Genomic DNA, 14,151 nt, shown 5'->3' with positions numbered 1-14,151 from the left:
GTACACCCCAGAGGATTCGAACCTCTAACCTTCGGTTCCGTAGACCGATGCTCTATCCAATTGAGCTAGGGGTGCGTGGGTTGTGCAGGGTAAGGCGTTAAGTCCTTGCGGTCAATGGCTGTTCGACCGTTCGGCCCCGCCGGGGTGCCGGCCCAGGCGCGTCTCGGGCCGCAGCGCCATGCGCCGGCAATTCTATTGTCTCAGTCGCGCGCCGATCCGCAAGGCGTCTATGAGGACGTCGCGGAACGAGCCAATGTTCGCGGCCAGTCCCGACAGGCCTTCGGGTCCGCCCCACTGTGGAGGAATTGCAAGCGGGCGAACCTGGCTACCGTACGCTCGCCGCTTTGCGACCTTGCTCCATGGCGAGCAGGCGCGACTTGGTGCTCAATCCGCCTGGCGCGGAAAAGCCGCCCAAACCGCCGCCGCTGCCGACAACCCGATGGCACGGGACGACCAGCGGCACCGGGTTACGAGCCATGCAATTGCCGACGGCACGCGCTGCATGCGGTGAGCCGACAGCCGTCGCCATTTCGGCATAGCTCAAGGTCTCGCCAGGGCGAATGCGCCGGCAACGCTCGTAGACGCGGCGTTGGAAGGGCGTCATCGATGGCCAATCGACCGGGATGGCGCTCAGGTCAACGCGATCGCCGGTGGCAAACCGCTTGAGTCGCGCGACCCAGTCGGCCGCTGGCGCGGTGGGCCGTGCGCGCAGTTCGGCTGCGTCGTCGCCCAGCGCGGCGATCGCCGCGGCAGGTTCGTCGTGACCGAAGGTCAGCCGAGTGAGCCCCTGTTGGCCGACGGTGATACCCATCCAGCCGAGGCGCGTGAGAAACACATGTGACCATGGGGCGGCGGTGCGCGTCGGGCGTGGTTTGGCCGCAAGCAGATTGGCACGGCTCATCGAGACCTCCTGGCGGCACGCAAGGCCGCATTTTCCGTGGCTTTGACCCTTCGGCGGCTGCATTCTATACTGCCATTTCGTGCCAGCAATATTGGCTGTTGCGTCCCTGTCGGAAGGATTCCACGAAGGGCAGGGGACGCCGCAGAACGGTCCACGCCGCACAGCGCAACTTTCGCCGCATTGGGCAACGGGCGCCTCACCGGGCATCCGCCGCCGCCGAGCAAGATTGCACGAATGTGCGCGAGGGGGCGGCCCGCGTGACCGGAACAAGCAGGGAAGGGACAACCGCTTCGATATCCGTTCGAATGCCAACAGCCCGTCGGGCCGGCGCGGTATCGAAGGTACGGGCGCATGAGGAATTGGGTTGATGCATCGCTACGCCTCCCTGTGCGACGATTTCTACATCAACATGAATCTCGGCACGGAGATGGAGCTCCCCAGCAACCGCGAGACGGTGCTGCATTTCTTTGAGCTGATTCGCAAGAAGTACCCGACGATGCGCAATTTCTACACGCGCGACAAGGGCGACTTCGTGCTCGAAGAGGACAAGGACCAGGGGCAATACCGCTGGACGACGATCGAGCCGCGCCGCGTCTGCTCGGGTCACGTGAATCCGGACAGCGTGGCCACGGCCATGAGCCAGCACGAATTGGTGCTCGATTTGGCGCCGCACATGTTGGCGTTGAGTCCGCTGGATTGCGAAGCGCTCGATTTGATGTTCGGGTTCGACTTCACCTACCGCGGCAACCACAATCAGCTCGTGACCGAGGCGCTCGGCGTAGCCCCGGCCATGGAACGGTTGCTCGACGTGCCCGGTACTTCGGTCATTCATTACGAGCCGTCGGTGACGCTGGCGTTGGACGACGAGTGCCGGCTGCAAGTGCGGGTGAGCGTCGAAAACCGTACGAACGCCTACCAGGTGCGCACGGGCGACTTTCCTGAAGAGCAATTGAGCGTCTATGTCACGGCCCGGCAGTATGGCAGTCTGGGCCCGGATATGACGTTCGTCGCGGCGCTGGGGCGGCTGTGCTCGGTTTGCCAGGACATGGTCGACAACCACGTGATCGATCAGATCCTGCAGCCGCTGGCTCGCGCGATTTCGATGAAGTGAGCGCCGTCGCCTTGGGCTGCGGCCGCCGCCGGCGCGGCTCGAGGGCGTTTCGCGTGCCCGCTTGCCTTTTTTGGCAGCCAGGTGGATGACCATGCCGGCCTCGTTCAGCCAGTTCGCCCGCGGAGTGAAAGTCGAAGGGGCATTCGAAGTGTTGGCGCACGCCAAGCGGCTGCGCGCGGCAGGCAAAGACGTCATCGAGCTGGAAATCGGCGATAGCCCATTTCCGACGACCGCGGCGGCGAAACGGGCAGGCATCGCCGCGATCGAGACCGACCAGACGCATTACGGACCGTCGATGGGTTTGCCGGAGGTACGGGCCTCGATGGGCGCGTACTTCGCGCAGCGGTTCGCGGTTCCGGTGGGCGGCGAGAACGTCGTCGTTGGGCCGGGAGCCAAGGTTTTTGAGCTGCTGTTCTGCGAGGCTTTTCTCGACCCGGGTGATGCGGTGCTCGTGTTCAGCCCGCACTTTCCCACCTACGTGCCCAACATCGAGCGGCGCGGGGCACGCATCTGGCTGGCGCCGCTGCGCGAGGAGCAGCAGTTTCGTCCGCAGGCGGCCGACGTTGCCGCGTTTTTGGAGCGCGACCCTCGACCGAAGGCCATATTTCTGAACAGCCCCCATAATCCGACGGGCGGTGTAGCCGAGGCCGACGATTTGCGGCAGATTGCCGACCTGGTCCGCGGCCGCAACGTGGTCGTGTTCGCCGACGAGCCGTATGACGCGATGGTGTGGCGCGGCCGCCATCACACGCTGCTCGAACAGCCCGGCATGCTCGATCAATGCGTGGCGGCCTACACGTTCAGCAAGTCGTACAGCATGAGCGGGTGGCGCGTCGGCTATGCCGTTACCTCGCCGGCGATCGCCGAGATGTTCGGCCGGCTAATCAATACGTCACTCTCATGTACATCGCCGATCGTTCAGTGGGCGGCGAAGGCAGCCCTCGAGGCCGATGGCGAAGAGTCGGTTGCGCAAATGGATGCCTTTCGTGATCAGGTGCAGTTCCTGGCCCGCGGACTCGCTCAGATCGAGGGCGTGAGCTGCTTGGAACCGGCGGCCACGTTCTATGCGTTTCCCAACGTCAAGGCGGTGTGCAACCGGCTCGGACTGACCTCGCAAGGGCTGGCGATGTATCTCCTGGCCGGCGCCGACGAACGACTCGGCGTGGCGTGTCTGGGAGGTGAGTGTTTTGGCACGGCGGGCGCGGGGTTCTTGCGGTTGAGCTGCGCCGAGCCGCGCAACCGCTTGCAGCAGGCGCTGGAGTTCTTGCCTGTCGCGTTTTCCCGGAGCGACCGCGCGGCAGCCTTTGCGGCTGCGCATCCCGAGCACCGGCTCGAGGCGCGTTACACCGAGTGACCGCCTCGCCAGCCGCTCGGCCGGCCGGGACCAGGCTCCCCCGGCGCGAGGGTTGCCGCTACGTCCGGCAGTTCCCGCATATCCGGCCCGTTTGGGTAGCTGATCGCTGGCAGTGTTTGTGGCGCGTGCCACGCGGTGACGTAGCTTTGCGAGGGACGGCATTGTCGCTGCGCGCGTCGTCGGCCGGCGCCAGTCCACTCACAAGTAGCCAGTCGGGAAGCGAAGTCATGTTGAACCGATCGCGTCAAAAGCTGTTCGTCGACCCCCGCGTGCAGGGAGCCTTGATGCTGCGGACGGTGACCTATTGGTTCTGCTGCCTGCTGACGATCACCACGCTGGTGTTGTGTTGGCGGATCATGTTTGGTTCGGCCCGAGTGTTCTACAAGCACTTCGACGAAATGTGGTTCCAGCTCGGCCCGGCCTTGGTTGCGTCGTTGTTTGTGCTGCCATTGGTGCTGATCGACGTACTGCGGCTGAGCAATCGCTTTGTCGGTCCGATTGTGCGATTCCGGCAGGCTCTGCGCACCCTGGCGCAAGGTGGACAGATTGAGCCGTTGCATTTCCGCGAGGGCGACTTCTGGCACGAGCTGTCCGAAGAACTCAACGCCCTGAACGCCCGGCTGCAACACTCGGAACTGGCTGGCCTGGCGAAAACCAGCGGCGAGCAAGAAGTGTTCGACGAAGATCACGCCGTCCTGACTCACTGAGTGGCTCGATCCGGTTGGCTCTCGGCATCGACCTGGTCGCGCGCCGCGAGCACGTGTTTGATGATCGAGTGCATGCGGTCTTCATCGGCGAACGGGCTGAGCACATAGGACTTCAGCGCCGCGATCGGCTCGCCAAAATCCGACTGCCGGTAGCAGTTGGTCATCGAGATGGCCACGCCGCGGCCCGCCAGCGCTTCGGCATGTACGCGCTCGTAAATCCGGCGGTTGTAGTCGTTGAAAGCCCGCGTCTGCACGCGAAAATCTGGGTCGCTGCGCTCACGGTCCTTGACGGACAACGTGTCGACGCCCGCCGGGTAGACGCGAAACAGCGTCACGGGGCCGACGTTCTCCTCGTTGAGGACCGTCAGGTCCGGGTGCGATTCGATGTGCTCTCGCAGCACCTCGGCCATCTCGACGGCATGTCCCAACAGGGTCCGCAGCCCCTCGCGCCCGAACAACAACAAGTTGGCCAGCGCCGCCAGCGGGCCGGTGCCGCTACGGGTCGTCTCGAGCGTGTACATCCCCGGGTGATGATGCCCCGACTGGTAGAGATAGGGCATCTCCTCGCGCCTGCGGGCCACGAGCCGGAAGTCGTCCGCATCGCGGGCCAGGAACAGCGTCGAGACGTAGGGAGCGTAGCCTGTCTTGTGAAAGTCGATGCCCAGCGAATCGGCCAGGCGCAGGTGGCGAATGCGGTGACTGGCCACGGCCAAGGCCCGCACGGTGCGGCCGCGAAAGCCGAGTTCGTTGGTCTTGAAGTCGTAGTTGTTGAATACCGACCAGGCCCAGCCGATCACGGCGTCGGCATGCACGTGCGGGCGATAGCCGAGTTTGAACTCCTCGACCAGCCGGTCGCGCAGCGCGACGATCGCTTGCAAGTCGTCGATTCCGAACGAATCGGTAGTGCCCATCGTAGCGACGAATGCCGCGATCTTGGCGCCGCCGGTGAGTGCCTCGCGCGCGGCGCGTTCGAGCTCCGCCAAATCGATCGCATTGTCGGCCGTTGAGGGCACGCGAACGACGTGGTCGGTGCCGATGCCGAGCCACGCGGCCACATTCAGCAGACAGTAATGACTTTGGGCCGATCCCAACACGACGAGCTGGTCGCGCAGGCCGCGCTGTAACGACCCAGGCAAGGCCTTTTCGAGCCCCATCCGGACGCCGTACAGCATGGTGCCCGTGCCGCCGAAGGTGAACGTGCCGGCTGCGTGCTGCGGATCGTAGCCGACCAGCTCGGCAGCCATCGAGGCCACGCGCACCTCGGCCTCGGAGACTCGATGACCGCTTTCCTCGCTGACCAGGTTGGGGTTGTAGACGGCCGGCAGCAGCACACCGATGATCGAGGCGATCGAAGTCGGCGGCACCACGTTCATCTGGAACCGAGGATGACCCGGGATGAACATTCCCTCGAGGTATTTCACCAGCTCGGGGATGACTGCCTCGACCGGGCGGCCTGCCTGCGGCGTGGTGGGCGTGCGAGCCCCGGCCCAATCGGGCTCGATCGCACGGCCGAGGATCGGGGCCTGCGATTTCAGCGAGTCGACCTGGTCGAGCGCCTTGAAAATCGTGAACACGAAATAGGCGTCGTGGACTGGGTCGGAAACCGGCTGGGGAAACGACGTGCGCAGCGCCGTCAATAGTTCGCGATAGCGCGGGATTTCTGCCACGACGCGGCCCTACCAGGCAATTTCGGCCGGGAAGTATTCGGCGATCAGCTCTTGGTAGAACGGCCGCAGACGCGCCTGGTCGGGGCGCTCCTTGGCCTTCGTGTACAGGTCATAGGGATTGAATGCCCGCACCCAGGCGAACATCTCGCGGTCATGATCGTTGAGCAGATGATCGTATGCCTGCTCGCGGTGCTGCGGGTAGAACGAGTGGTACCGAAGCATGTACTGCGCCGGCTCAGGCAGATAGTCCTTCGTCACCTGGAAGAGATACTCGTCGTGTCCCCAGGACAGCAGCACCCGGTCCAGCCCGCAGCCCGGCTCGTAGATGCCGCAGGCCGTCTTGTACTCGGCCACCTGCGAATCAGGATTCGCCGCGAAGAACTCGGGAAAGACAATCTTGTCGCTGAACGCGCAGCCGACGGGAAAGGTGTCGCCGACGACGGCCCATTGCGGCTCGCCGAACAGGCACAAAACCTTGCCCAGGTCGTGAATCAGGCCGGCCAGCACGAACCACCGCGGGTGACCGTCGGCGCGAATCGCCTCGGCGGTTTGCATCGCATGCTCGATCTGCGGCAGATCGGTGTCGGGGTCGCTGTCGTCGACCAGCGTGTTGAGAAACTCCATCGCCTCCCAAACACCCATCCGCTTTTTCCGCAGCGGAAGGTACTCGGCTCGCTTCCCGCGGACGAAATCGAGCGTCTGGTGAGTATGGTTGAGCCGGTAGAACTCCTTGACGCTGGCGCGGGCCTCGGCGCGATAATCGCGGAACTGCTCCTGCGTCTTGTTTGGGTCAGTCGGGTTGAACGGCGCATCGCCGCCAGCGGCTGGCTCGGGATAGCGGCGCTTGACGTCGTCGTCCCATTCGTGGAGATCGGCAAGCGGATTCTGGCTGGGATTCGACCGATTGGCGGCATCGACCATGGGACGCGCGGCTCCGCACGGGGCTCGGGAAAATCACTACGGATGCGGCGTGGCAAAGCAGAAAGCCTAGCCAGCGGGTTTCATCCTAGCCGCTATCCGCCACCCCGGCCAACCGCGATTGCCCGCGGCCCTGCTGGATACTGGGCACATTTCGTCGCAGTAGCGGGCAGATGCCGCCTCAGAACGAATCGGTCGGCGGCCAGAGGACCCAGTCGCCGGTTTCCATTTTGGTGGACCGGCGTTTGCCCGAAAGAATCTCCTCTCGGCCAAAGTAGTCAACAAAGGTTTGTCGTTGTGTTTGCCGACCGCCGTCGTCGACAAAGTTTCCGCCGAGGCTGTATAGCAGTGGGCGACCGTTTCGCACGAGGTAGCGCAAGGGTTGGCCGTCGCATTGATCAACCGGAAGCTGCGGCAGCAACCCCGGCGTCAACTCGGCCAACGTCGTCGGCCAGGCACCATGCTCACGGCGGTAGAGCTCCAATGCAATGGCCGTCACGGTGGCATCGGCTTCCTGGGCCGTTCGCACGCGCGTTCTTTCAACCCATACAATCGCGGGCAACATCAGGACCGGGATCACATACCGGAGACGCGGTACGGAGTCGTGTGCGATCTGTTGGATATAACGCTGTGATTGCGGTTCCTCCCATTGCCAGGGCGGCGACTGTACGTCGCGTGCGAGCAAGTCGAAGAATCGATCGATGACGGCCACTTGTTGATCGCGGTCGGCGATCATCAGGCCCAAGGTCGCTGTGGTGAGCTCGGTGCCTGCGCGACTGAGCACTCCCGAATTCTGCTCCGAGCCGAGTCCATAGGATTTCGAAAGAGCATCAGCGCTCAACCGATTGATCATGCGCATGCCCTCGGCCGTCATGTGGCCGTCGGCGCTGTAGCAGCGGTCGAGCAAATCGAGCATCACGGCGCGTTCGAATCGCATGTCGCAGGGCGTCCGATGATGTTCCGCATGGGCTGCCAGGCCGTGGGCCAGGTCGCGCAGTTGCTCGGGCGAGAAGACCTCACCATTTGTCGCCAGGAGTTCGCTAACGACCGTAGACGTGAGCAGTTCGATGTGCATAGCGACCAACTGCTCGACGAGGCATGCCCGTTCCGGCCGGCAGTGATCGGCCATCTGTAGCAACGCCTCGAGGCTCGCAAGAGCGCGGGGGGCATCGTGTTGTTGAGCGGCGAGCCGGACCTCGGTCTGCATCAGCCTCGCCGCCTTGCGGATGACCTGGATCGCCTCGAGTCCAACCGCGGTGAGCGCATGATCGGACGGTGGTGCTCCATCCGCCACCGATTGAAGCACGTACCCGAGATGCGGCTGGCTCGCTGCGCGACGCACTAATGTCGCCGCAGTTGCATGCTTTTTCAGCAGTTCGATCGCTTCTCCGAGGTGCTTTCGGTCACCGCCGAACGTGTACCAGTGCCAGCAGGTGTCGGCCAATTTGTCGCCGTAGAAATACTGCGCAGCTTCCTGGTACAGCGGCCAGGCGGCCGTTTCGCCGTGCGGCACCTTTCGGCCCACGTTGACCTCGCGCCAGTACTTGTCGGTGGGGTGAGGATTCGCCGACCAAAAGCGCACCAAGGCGATCGCATACACGACCGCCGCGATCGCCAGGGCCCACCCGCAGGCCAACCGTACGGCGCGCGTTGCGCGCCGCAGCGACGAACGCTGCCGGAGCTTGGCGCGGCGAATCAGCCTGGCTGCCACTGCTGGCGATCCAAATTGCTCCAAGAGCCGGGACGGATCGACGCCTGCCGTCAGCCCGTCGGCAAAATGCCCGGCCAGTTCCTGGACGACGGCGATCTTTTCCGTCCGCGAGAGCCGCGTACGCTTGGCGACTTGGAGCACCCGGTCATTGAGCTCGGCCGGCAAGTCATAAGCCAGCGCGACGCGCCGGAGATCGTAGCGGGCCGACAGGTTTCCGCGCAGCGCGTCGCTGAGCGGCGTATACCGGGCCCGGCTCCAGAAACCATCGGACGGCGCGTGGACGTTGCGTGCATGTTCGATCATCGGCGCTGGCCCCTTGCGTCAGTTCCCATGTGCTGCAGGCAGGATGCCGAGGCCATGCATGGCCCGGGCCACGGCTTCCCATTGCTTGACGTCGGCGGCCAGGCGTTTTCGCCCCTGAGCGGTGAGGGCATAGTACTTGCGCGGCCGGTTCGTCTCGCCGTCGCGCCAGTGGGCGGCGATCAGCCCTTGGGCTTCGAGGTTGTAGAGCAGCGGGTAGAGCGTCGAGTGTCCCATCGACAGCACGCCGTCGGAGCGCTGGTCGAGCAGGGCAATCAACTCGTAGCCGTATTTCTCGCCCCCTTCGAGTAGCTTGAGCACGGCAACGGGGCCGGCTCCACGCATCAGCTCGCGTTCGATTCGCATGGCTGAGCCCTTTGGTCTGAATGGCATACTATGTGTAGCATAGTATCGTGCCTCGCCGACCAAGGCAAGCCTTTTCTTCCCTAGAGAATCCCGGGGCGGAGGCGACGCGTCAGTCGAGCTTGAAGACGCGCCGCGCGTTGGCGTGGAAGAAGTTGGCCTCGAGCTGCGCCGGCAGACCCAACTCGCGCGCCTGCTGGGCACACTTGTCCAGCCGCAGCATGGGAAAGTTGCTGCCAAACAGCACCTTGTCGCGGCCGTACGTCGACATGAAGTGCAGCAACTGCGGCGGGTAGTAGCGCGGCAGGTATGCCGAGGTGTCGATGTAGACGTTCGCGTGTTTCCAGGCCACGGCGATCATCTCGTCGGTCCAGGGATAGCCGATGTGGCCGCCGACGATGCGCAGCTCGGGAAAAGTCAGCGCGATTTCGTCGATGTAGGGGATCGGCCGGCCGGTTTCCGAGGGACGCAAAGGGCCTGTATGGCCGACCTGCGTGCAGAAAGGAATGTCGAGCTCGATGCAGGCAACATAGAGCGGGTAATAGAGCTTGTCGTTGGGCGGGCGGTTCCAGAGCCAGGGAATGATGCGCAAGGCGCGAAAGCCCAGGTCGTTGACCGCGCGGCGCAGCTCGCGAACGGCAGCCACCGGATGTTCCAGATCGACGGCCGCAGCGCCGATGAATCGTGTCGGATGGGCGCGGAGATACTCGGCGACCAGGTCGTTCGAAAAGATCCATTCGCCACTTTGGCACCACGCAGTCAGCACCAGCCGCTCGATCCCCGCGGCGTCCATCATGCCGATCAGCTCGTCCGGCCCGACGCCGCGCTCGAGCAATTCACTGGTACCCGACTGGGCGAACAGTCGGGCGATTTCGGGCAGACGGTCGAACATGCCGCGCACGGCAGGTTGTGCCCAGGCATCGATCAGGGGTGTCTTCGTCGTCGACATGGCAGCTCGGAGCAAGAGGTATTGCGGGCAGGGAGCAGCTTCGCCGGCCGGCAGCGATGAAGTTGTTCGCCGCGCCGGCGGCTTGTATGCTCGGGCGTTTGAGCAACGACCGCCACGAGTATATCGAGCACCTGGTAGGAGCGGCGAACGATGCAGCGCGTGGTAGGCGGAATCTTCTTGGGACTGGCGCTCGGGGCCCTCGGCTGCAACGGTTCGGCAGGCGAAGTGGGCAACGACGGTTCGAGCAAGGCGGCCAGGACGTTTCGCATCGCGGTGATCCCGAAAGGGACGAGCCACGATTTCTGGTACTCGGTGCGCGCGGGGGCTGAGGCGGCCGACCACGACCTGGCCGAGGTCGAGATCACCTGGAAGGGGCCGCTCGGCGAGGGCGACACGGCCGAGCAGATCAAGATGGTCGAAAGCTTCATCGCCAACGGTTACGACGGCATCTGTCTGGCGCCGCTCGATGCCGTGGCTTTGCGCAAGCCGGTTGATCAAGCCCTGGCGGCCGGGATTCCCGTGCTGATCTTCGATTCGGGCCTGGCCGACCAATCGGGTATCGTCAGCTACGTGGCCACGAACAACCAACGCGGCGGCCAACGGGCCGGCGAGTACATGGCCGAGCTGCTGGGCGGCAAGGGCCGGGTGATTTTGATGCGCTACGATCTCAATTCGCAAAGCACCGAGCAGCGCGAGGCCGGCTTCCTCGAGGCGCTGGCCAAATTCCCCGACATCAAGTTGATCTCGCAGGACAAGTACGGCGGGCCCGACGAGAGCAAGGCCGTGGCCCTGAGCGAGAACTTGCTGGCCACCTATGGGGACCAGGTCGATGGCATCTTTTGTCCCAACCAGTCGACCGCCAGCGGCATGCTCACCGTCTTGCGGCGCGATCCGCGCGGTCTGGCCGGCAAGGTCAAGTTCATCGGCTTCGATGCCGGAGAAAACCTGGCCGATGGCCTCAAGACTGGCCACATGCACGCCACGGTGCTGCAAGATCCGGTGAAGATGGGCTATGACTCGGTCAAGGTGATGTACGAAAAGCTCTCGGGCCAACAGGTGCCCGAGCGCGTCGAGACGGAGGAGGCGCTGGCCACGAGCCAGAATTACGATCAGCCCGAAATCAAGCGGCTGCTCTTCCCGGAAACCGTGAAATAGGCGCGGGTGGGCCGTGCAGGCGTCGCAGGCGGCGATGACGAACGGACCGAACGTGGCGGCGCCCTTGTTGCGCTGCCAAGGCGTGTCGAAGCGCTTCGGCGCAACGGTGGCGCTGGCCGATGTGGCCTTTGAGGTTGGCCCAGGCGAAGTCCGCGCCCTGATCGGCGAAAACGGCGCCGGCAAATCGACCTTGATGAAGATCCTGGCCGGCATCTACCGGCCAGACGCGGGCACGATCGAATTGTCAGGTCGGGGTTTTGCACCGTCCGGGCCGGCGGCTGCCCGCACGGCAGGCGTCGCGATGATCCATCAGGAGCTGAGCCTGGCTCCGCATCTGAGCGTCGAGGCGAACATCCTGCTGGGGCAGGAGCGCGGCCACTGGGGACTGGTCGATCGCGACGCTCATCGGCAACTCGCCCAGCGGGCCCTGGCACAGCTGGGGCAAGAGCATTTGCCGCTCGACGTGCCCGTCGCCAAGCTGCCGATCGCCAAGCAGCAATTGGTCGAGATCGCGCGGGCCCTGGCTTCGGACGCGCGGGTGCTGATCTTCGACGAGCCGACCAGTTCGCTCACCGAGGAAGATACGGCACATCTGTTCCAGGCGATTGCCCGGCTGCGAGGGGCTGGCCTGGGCGTGATCTATATCAGCCATTTTCTCGAAGAAGTCGCACAAGTGGCCGACGTCTATTCCGTCCTGCGCGACGGACGGATCGTGGCACAAGGTGCCATGGCGGCTGCCAGCCAGGCGGATATCGTGCGGCAAATGGTCGGTCGCGAGTTGACCGAAATGTTTCCGCACGTCGAGCATCAGGTCGGGGAACCAGTGCTGGAGCTGTTCGGTTTGTCGGGGGTCGAGGTGCCCCGTGACGTCAGTCTGACGTTGCGCAGCGGCGAGATTCTGGGGCTCGCCGGGCTCGTGGGGGCAGGGCGAAGCGAATTGCTGCGCGCGATCTTTGGCCTCGAGCCCGTTCGCGCGGGCCGCGTGACGGTCGCGGCGCGCGGGTCGGTGGGGCAATCGCCTGCGGCGAGCATGCGCCGCGGCCTGGGCCTGGTGAGCGAAGATCGCAAGGCCGAGGGACTGGCCGTCGCAATGTCGATCGCCGACAACCTGACGCTCAATTGCCTTGCTCCCTATGCCCGCGCCGGCTGGCTCAACTTGCGGCGGCGCGACGCGGCGGCGCGCGACTGGATGGCACGCGTGGCGTGCAAGGCCCGTGGGCCGGGGCAACCGATCGGCGAACTGTCGGGCGGCAATCAGCAGAAAATTGCGATCGCGCGGCTGCTGCACCAGCAGGCCGACGTGCTGCTGCTCGACGAGCCCACGCGGGGCATCGACGTAGGCACCAAGGCCGAGGTGTACCGGTTGATCGGCCACCTGGCCGCGCAGGGCAAATCGATCCTGATGGTCAGCTCGTATCTACCCGAGCTCTTGAACGTCTGTGACCGGATCGGCGTGATGTGCCGAGGGCGGCTGCGCGCCTTGCGCCCGGCCGCCGAGTGGACGGACGAAGCCATCATGCACGTCGCCACGGGAGGAGCGTGAGCCAGCATGAGCGAAATCACAGCCAACACGGACACTCAATCGGCCCGGCGCAGCACCTGGGAACTGGTCTGGTCGGTATTGGGCCCGTTCGTCGGCCTGGGAATCGTCCTGGCGATCTTCCTGGGTTACCAGTTGATCGAACAGCCGCCGCAACCGTTCTTGTCGAAGCTGCGGATGACGATGATCGCCAAGCAGACGGCCATCGTCGGCATCGGCGCCTTGGGCATGACGGTGATCATCATCAGCGGCGGGATCGATCTGTCGGCCGGGTCGATCCTGGCCCTGACGGCCGTGCTGCTGGCCATGCTGCTCAAGCAAGGCGTCGAGCCGATCCTGGCCTTAATCGCCATCGTTCTGGCCGGCATTGCCTGCGGAGTGTTCAACGGATTGCTGATCGTGACCTTACGGCTGATACCGTTCATCGTGACTTTGGGCACCATGCTCGCGCTGCGCGGCGTAGCCGAGCGGGTTTCCGACCAACAGAAGATTCAAGCCCCGGCGCCCGAATGGATGAGCACGCTGCTCGATCCGCCCGCGAGCGGTAGTTGGCAATTGGTGTGCACCGGAGTCTGGATTGTCCTGGGGCTCGGACTGGTGTTGGCAGCCGTGCTGCGGCTGACGGTGTTTGGGCGCTACGTGTTCGCCATCGGCTCGAATGAGGCCACGGCGCGGTTGTGCGGCATCAACGTGCCGCTCGTCAAGATTGCCGTGTATGCGCTCGGCGGCGCATTCATGGCGCTGGCGGGGCTGTTCGACTTCAACGACCTGGCCAAACAAGGCAACCCGACGAGCGGGCTGGGCAAGGAATTAGAGATTATCGCCGCCGTCGTGATCGGCGGCGGCAGCCTCAACGGTGGGCGGGGCAGCGTGCTCGGCTCGATTCTCGGCGCGCTGACGATGACCACGCTCAGTAGCGGTTGCGTTTACGCCGGCGTCAGCGATCCCGTGCAGAAGATCGTGATCGGCCTGATCATCATCGCGGCCGTCGCCGTTGATCAGTTCCTGCATCGCCGTAGCGACTGATCGTCGCGCGACCCGAACGGCGATGCGTTCCGTGTTTCGCGACCAAAGGTGCCCGCGCCGGGTGGTGGCCGCCGGCTAGCGCCCGCCGCGACCTCGGCCGCGACGACCGCGCCCACCCCGGCCCGAATGCCGATCTTGCTGCGGAGCGCGGGCCCGGGCCGCCATGTTGGTCTCGACGATGATGCCGATCGTCTCCTCCCACGACGTGATGGCTCGGTGGAGCGAGCGATCTTCGCTCCCTTCGCCGCTCGAATCGCCGAGATCGGCTTCCTCAGCCGCCGAGTCGTCTTGATCGTCGCCCAGGTCACGGGATGCGTCACCTTCCGACCGCTCGGTCGATCCCTCGCCGGCACGACCGCCACGCGACCGTCGGCGCCGGCGGCCGCGGCGCCGAGGACGATCGTCGTCGCGCTCGCGCGGCTCGACCTCACGCGCGCCGCTCTCCAGTT

The 14,151-nt window shown here is 64.7% G+C and carries 13 protein-coding genes and 1 tRNA gene; 6 read left to right on the top strand and 8 right to left on the bottom strand.

What is annotated here, in order from left to right; translation table 11 throughout:
- Position 1: 1 nt before the first annotated feature.
- Both K1X74_22710 and K1X74_22705 read right to left on the bottom strand, forming a co-directional pair.
- Positions 2-75: transfer RNA gene (locus K1X74_22710), tRNA-Arg, on the bottom strand.
- A 250-nt stretch (positions 76-325) separates the two neighbouring features.
- A complete protein-coding gene (locus tag K1X74_22705) occupies positions 326-901 on the bottom strand; it encodes a methylated-DNA--[protein]-cysteine S-methyltransferase (GenBank protein ID MBX7169164.1) in 576 nt (191 codons plus the stop codon).
- A 367-nt stretch (positions 902-1,268) separates the two neighbouring features.
- On the opposite strand from K1X74_22705, the gene K1X74_22700 reads away from it, so the two are divergent.
- The 3 genes from K1X74_22700 (at position 1,269) to K1X74_22690 (ending at position 4,073) form a co-directional block, all read left to right on the top strand.
- Positions 1,269-2,012 carry a hypothetical protein gene (locus tag K1X74_22700; protein ID MBX7169163.1) on the top strand — a complete coding sequence of 248 codons (744 nt, stop codon included), beginning with the start codon at positions 1,269-1,271 and terminating at the stop codon, positions 2,010-2,012.
- 91 nt (positions 2,013-2,103) lie between these two features.
- Entirely contained in the window at positions 2,104-3,366 is a 1,263-nt protein-coding gene (locus K1X74_22695; protein MBX7169162.1) for an aminotransferase class I/II-fold pyridoxal phosphate-dependent enzyme, read from the top strand.
- Between the two features lie 227 nt (positions 3,367-3,593).
- A complete protein-coding gene (locus tag K1X74_22690) occupies positions 3,594-4,073 on the top strand; it encodes a hypothetical protein (GenBank protein ID MBX7169161.1) in 480 nt (159 codons plus the stop codon).
- Here the strand turns inward: K1X74_22690 and K1X74_22685 are convergent.
- From K1X74_22685 to K1X74_22665, 5 genes are all read right to left on the bottom strand, one after another.
- Positions 4,067-5,740 carry a hypothetical protein gene (locus K1X74_22685; GenBank protein MBX7169160.1) on the bottom strand — a complete coding sequence of 558 codons (1,674 nt, stop codon included), beginning with the start codon at positions 5,738-5,740 and terminating at the stop codon, positions 4,067-4,069. The two genes, K1X74_22690 and K1X74_22685, sit on opposite strands and share 7 nt — an antisense overlap.
- Before the next feature lie 9 nt (positions 5,741-5,749).
- A complete protein-coding gene (locus K1X74_22680) occupies positions 5,750-6,661 on the bottom strand; it encodes an inositol oxygenase (GenBank protein MBX7169159.1) in 912 nt (303 codons plus the stop codon).
- Positions 6,662-6,839: 178 nt separating this feature from the next.
- On the bottom strand, positions 6,840-8,672 hold the full coding sequence (locus tag K1X74_22675; GenBank protein MBX7169158.1) for a hypothetical protein: 1,833 nt from the start codon (positions 8,670-8,672) through the stop codon (positions 6,840-6,842).
- 18 nt (positions 8,673-8,690) lie between these two features.
- Positions 8,691-9,035 (bottom strand): helix-turn-helix transcriptional regulator, encoded by a 345-nt coding sequence (locus K1X74_22670; protein MBX7169157.1) that lies wholly within the window; start codon positions 9,033-9,035, stop codon positions 8,691-8,693.
- Between the two features lie 109 nt (positions 9,036-9,144).
- Complete coding sequence (locus K1X74_22665) at positions 9,145-9,981, bottom strand: amidohydrolase family protein (GenBank protein ID MBX7169156.1); 837 nt, start codon at positions 9,979-9,981, stop codon at positions 9,145-9,147.
- Between the two features lie 150 nt (positions 9,982-10,131).
- Here K1X74_22665 and K1X74_22660 point away from each other — a divergent pair, with 150 nt between their 5' ends.
- From K1X74_22660 to K1X74_22650, 3 genes are read left to right on the top strand one after another with little or no spacing between them, the layout of a single operon-like run.
- Positions 10,132-11,136: a substrate-binding domain-containing protein gene (locus tag K1X74_22660; protein MBX7169155.1), complete on the top strand. Its 1,005-nt coding sequence runs from the start codon at positions 10,132-10,134 to the stop codon at positions 11,134-11,136.
- Between the two features lie 34 nt (positions 11,137-11,170).
- Complete coding sequence (locus K1X74_22655; GenBank protein ID MBX7169154.1) at positions 11,171-12,679, top strand: sugar ABC transporter ATP-binding protein; 1,509 nt, start codon at positions 11,171-11,173, stop codon at positions 12,677-12,679.
- A 6-nt stretch (positions 12,680-12,685) separates the two neighbouring features.
- Positions 12,686-13,702, top strand: coding sequence for an ABC transporter permease (locus K1X74_22650; GenBank protein ID MBX7169153.1), 1,017 nt, complete (start codon positions 12,686-12,688; stop codon positions 13,700-13,702).
- A gap of 75 nt (positions 13,703-13,777) precedes the next feature.
- Here K1X74_22650 and K1X74_22645 read toward each other — a convergent pair.
- Positions 13,778-14,151: hypothetical protein (locus tag K1X74_22645; protein ID MBX7169152.1), on the bottom strand; the 374-nt coding region annotated here is incomplete at its 5' end.

Source organism: Pirellulales bacterium (genome assembly GCA_019694435.1).
GTDB lineage: Bacteria > Planctomycetota > Planctomycetia > Pirellulales > JAEUIK01 > JAIBBZ01.
Note: the sequence above shows the minus strand (reverse complement) of the source record. Positions and strands in the feature narration are given on the sequence as shown.

Bases quoted from the DNA above. Each gene is read 5' to 3' on its own strand.
- K1X74_22660 (MBX7169155.1), top strand. From the start codon at position 10,132: ATGCAGCGCGTGGTAGGCGGAATCTTCTTGGGACTGGCGCTCGGGGCC.
- K1X74_22655 (MBX7169154.1), top strand. From the start codon at position 11,171: ATGACGAACGGACCGAACGTGGCGGCGCCCTTGTTGCGCTGCCAAGGC.
- K1X74_22705 (MBX7169164.1), bottom strand. From the start codon at position 901: ATGAGCCGTGCCAATCTGCTTGCGGCCAAACCACGCCCGACGCGCACC.
- K1X74_22680 (MBX7169159.1), bottom strand. From the start codon at position 6,661: ATGGTCGATGCCGCCAATCGGTCGAATCCCAGCCAGAATCCGCTTGCC.
- K1X74_22695 (MBX7169162.1), top strand. From the start codon at position 2,104: ATGCCGGCCTCGTTCAGCCAGTTCGCCCGCGGAGTGAAAGTCGAAGGG.
- K1X74_22650 (MBX7169153.1), top strand. From the start codon at position 12,686: ATGAGCGAAATCACAGCCAACACGGACACTCAATCGGCCCGGCGCAGC.
- K1X74_22665 (MBX7169156.1), bottom strand. From the start codon at position 9,981: ATGTCGACGACGAAGACACCCCTGATCGATGCCTGGGCACAACCTGCC.
- K1X74_22670 (MBX7169157.1), bottom strand. From the start codon at position 9,035: ATGCGAATCGAACGCGAGCTGATGCGTGGAGCCGGCCCCGTTGCCGTG.
- K1X74_22690 (MBX7169161.1), top strand. From the start codon at position 3,594: ATGTTGAACCGATCGCGTCAAAAGCTGTTCGTCGACCCCCGCGTGCAG.
- K1X74_22700 (MBX7169163.1), top strand. From the start codon at position 1,269: ATGCATCGCTACGCCTCCCTGTGCGACGATTTCTACATCAACATGAAT.
- K1X74_22675 (MBX7169158.1), bottom strand. From the start codon at position 8,672: ATGATCGAACATGCACGCAACGTCCACGCGCCGTCCGATGGTTTCTGG.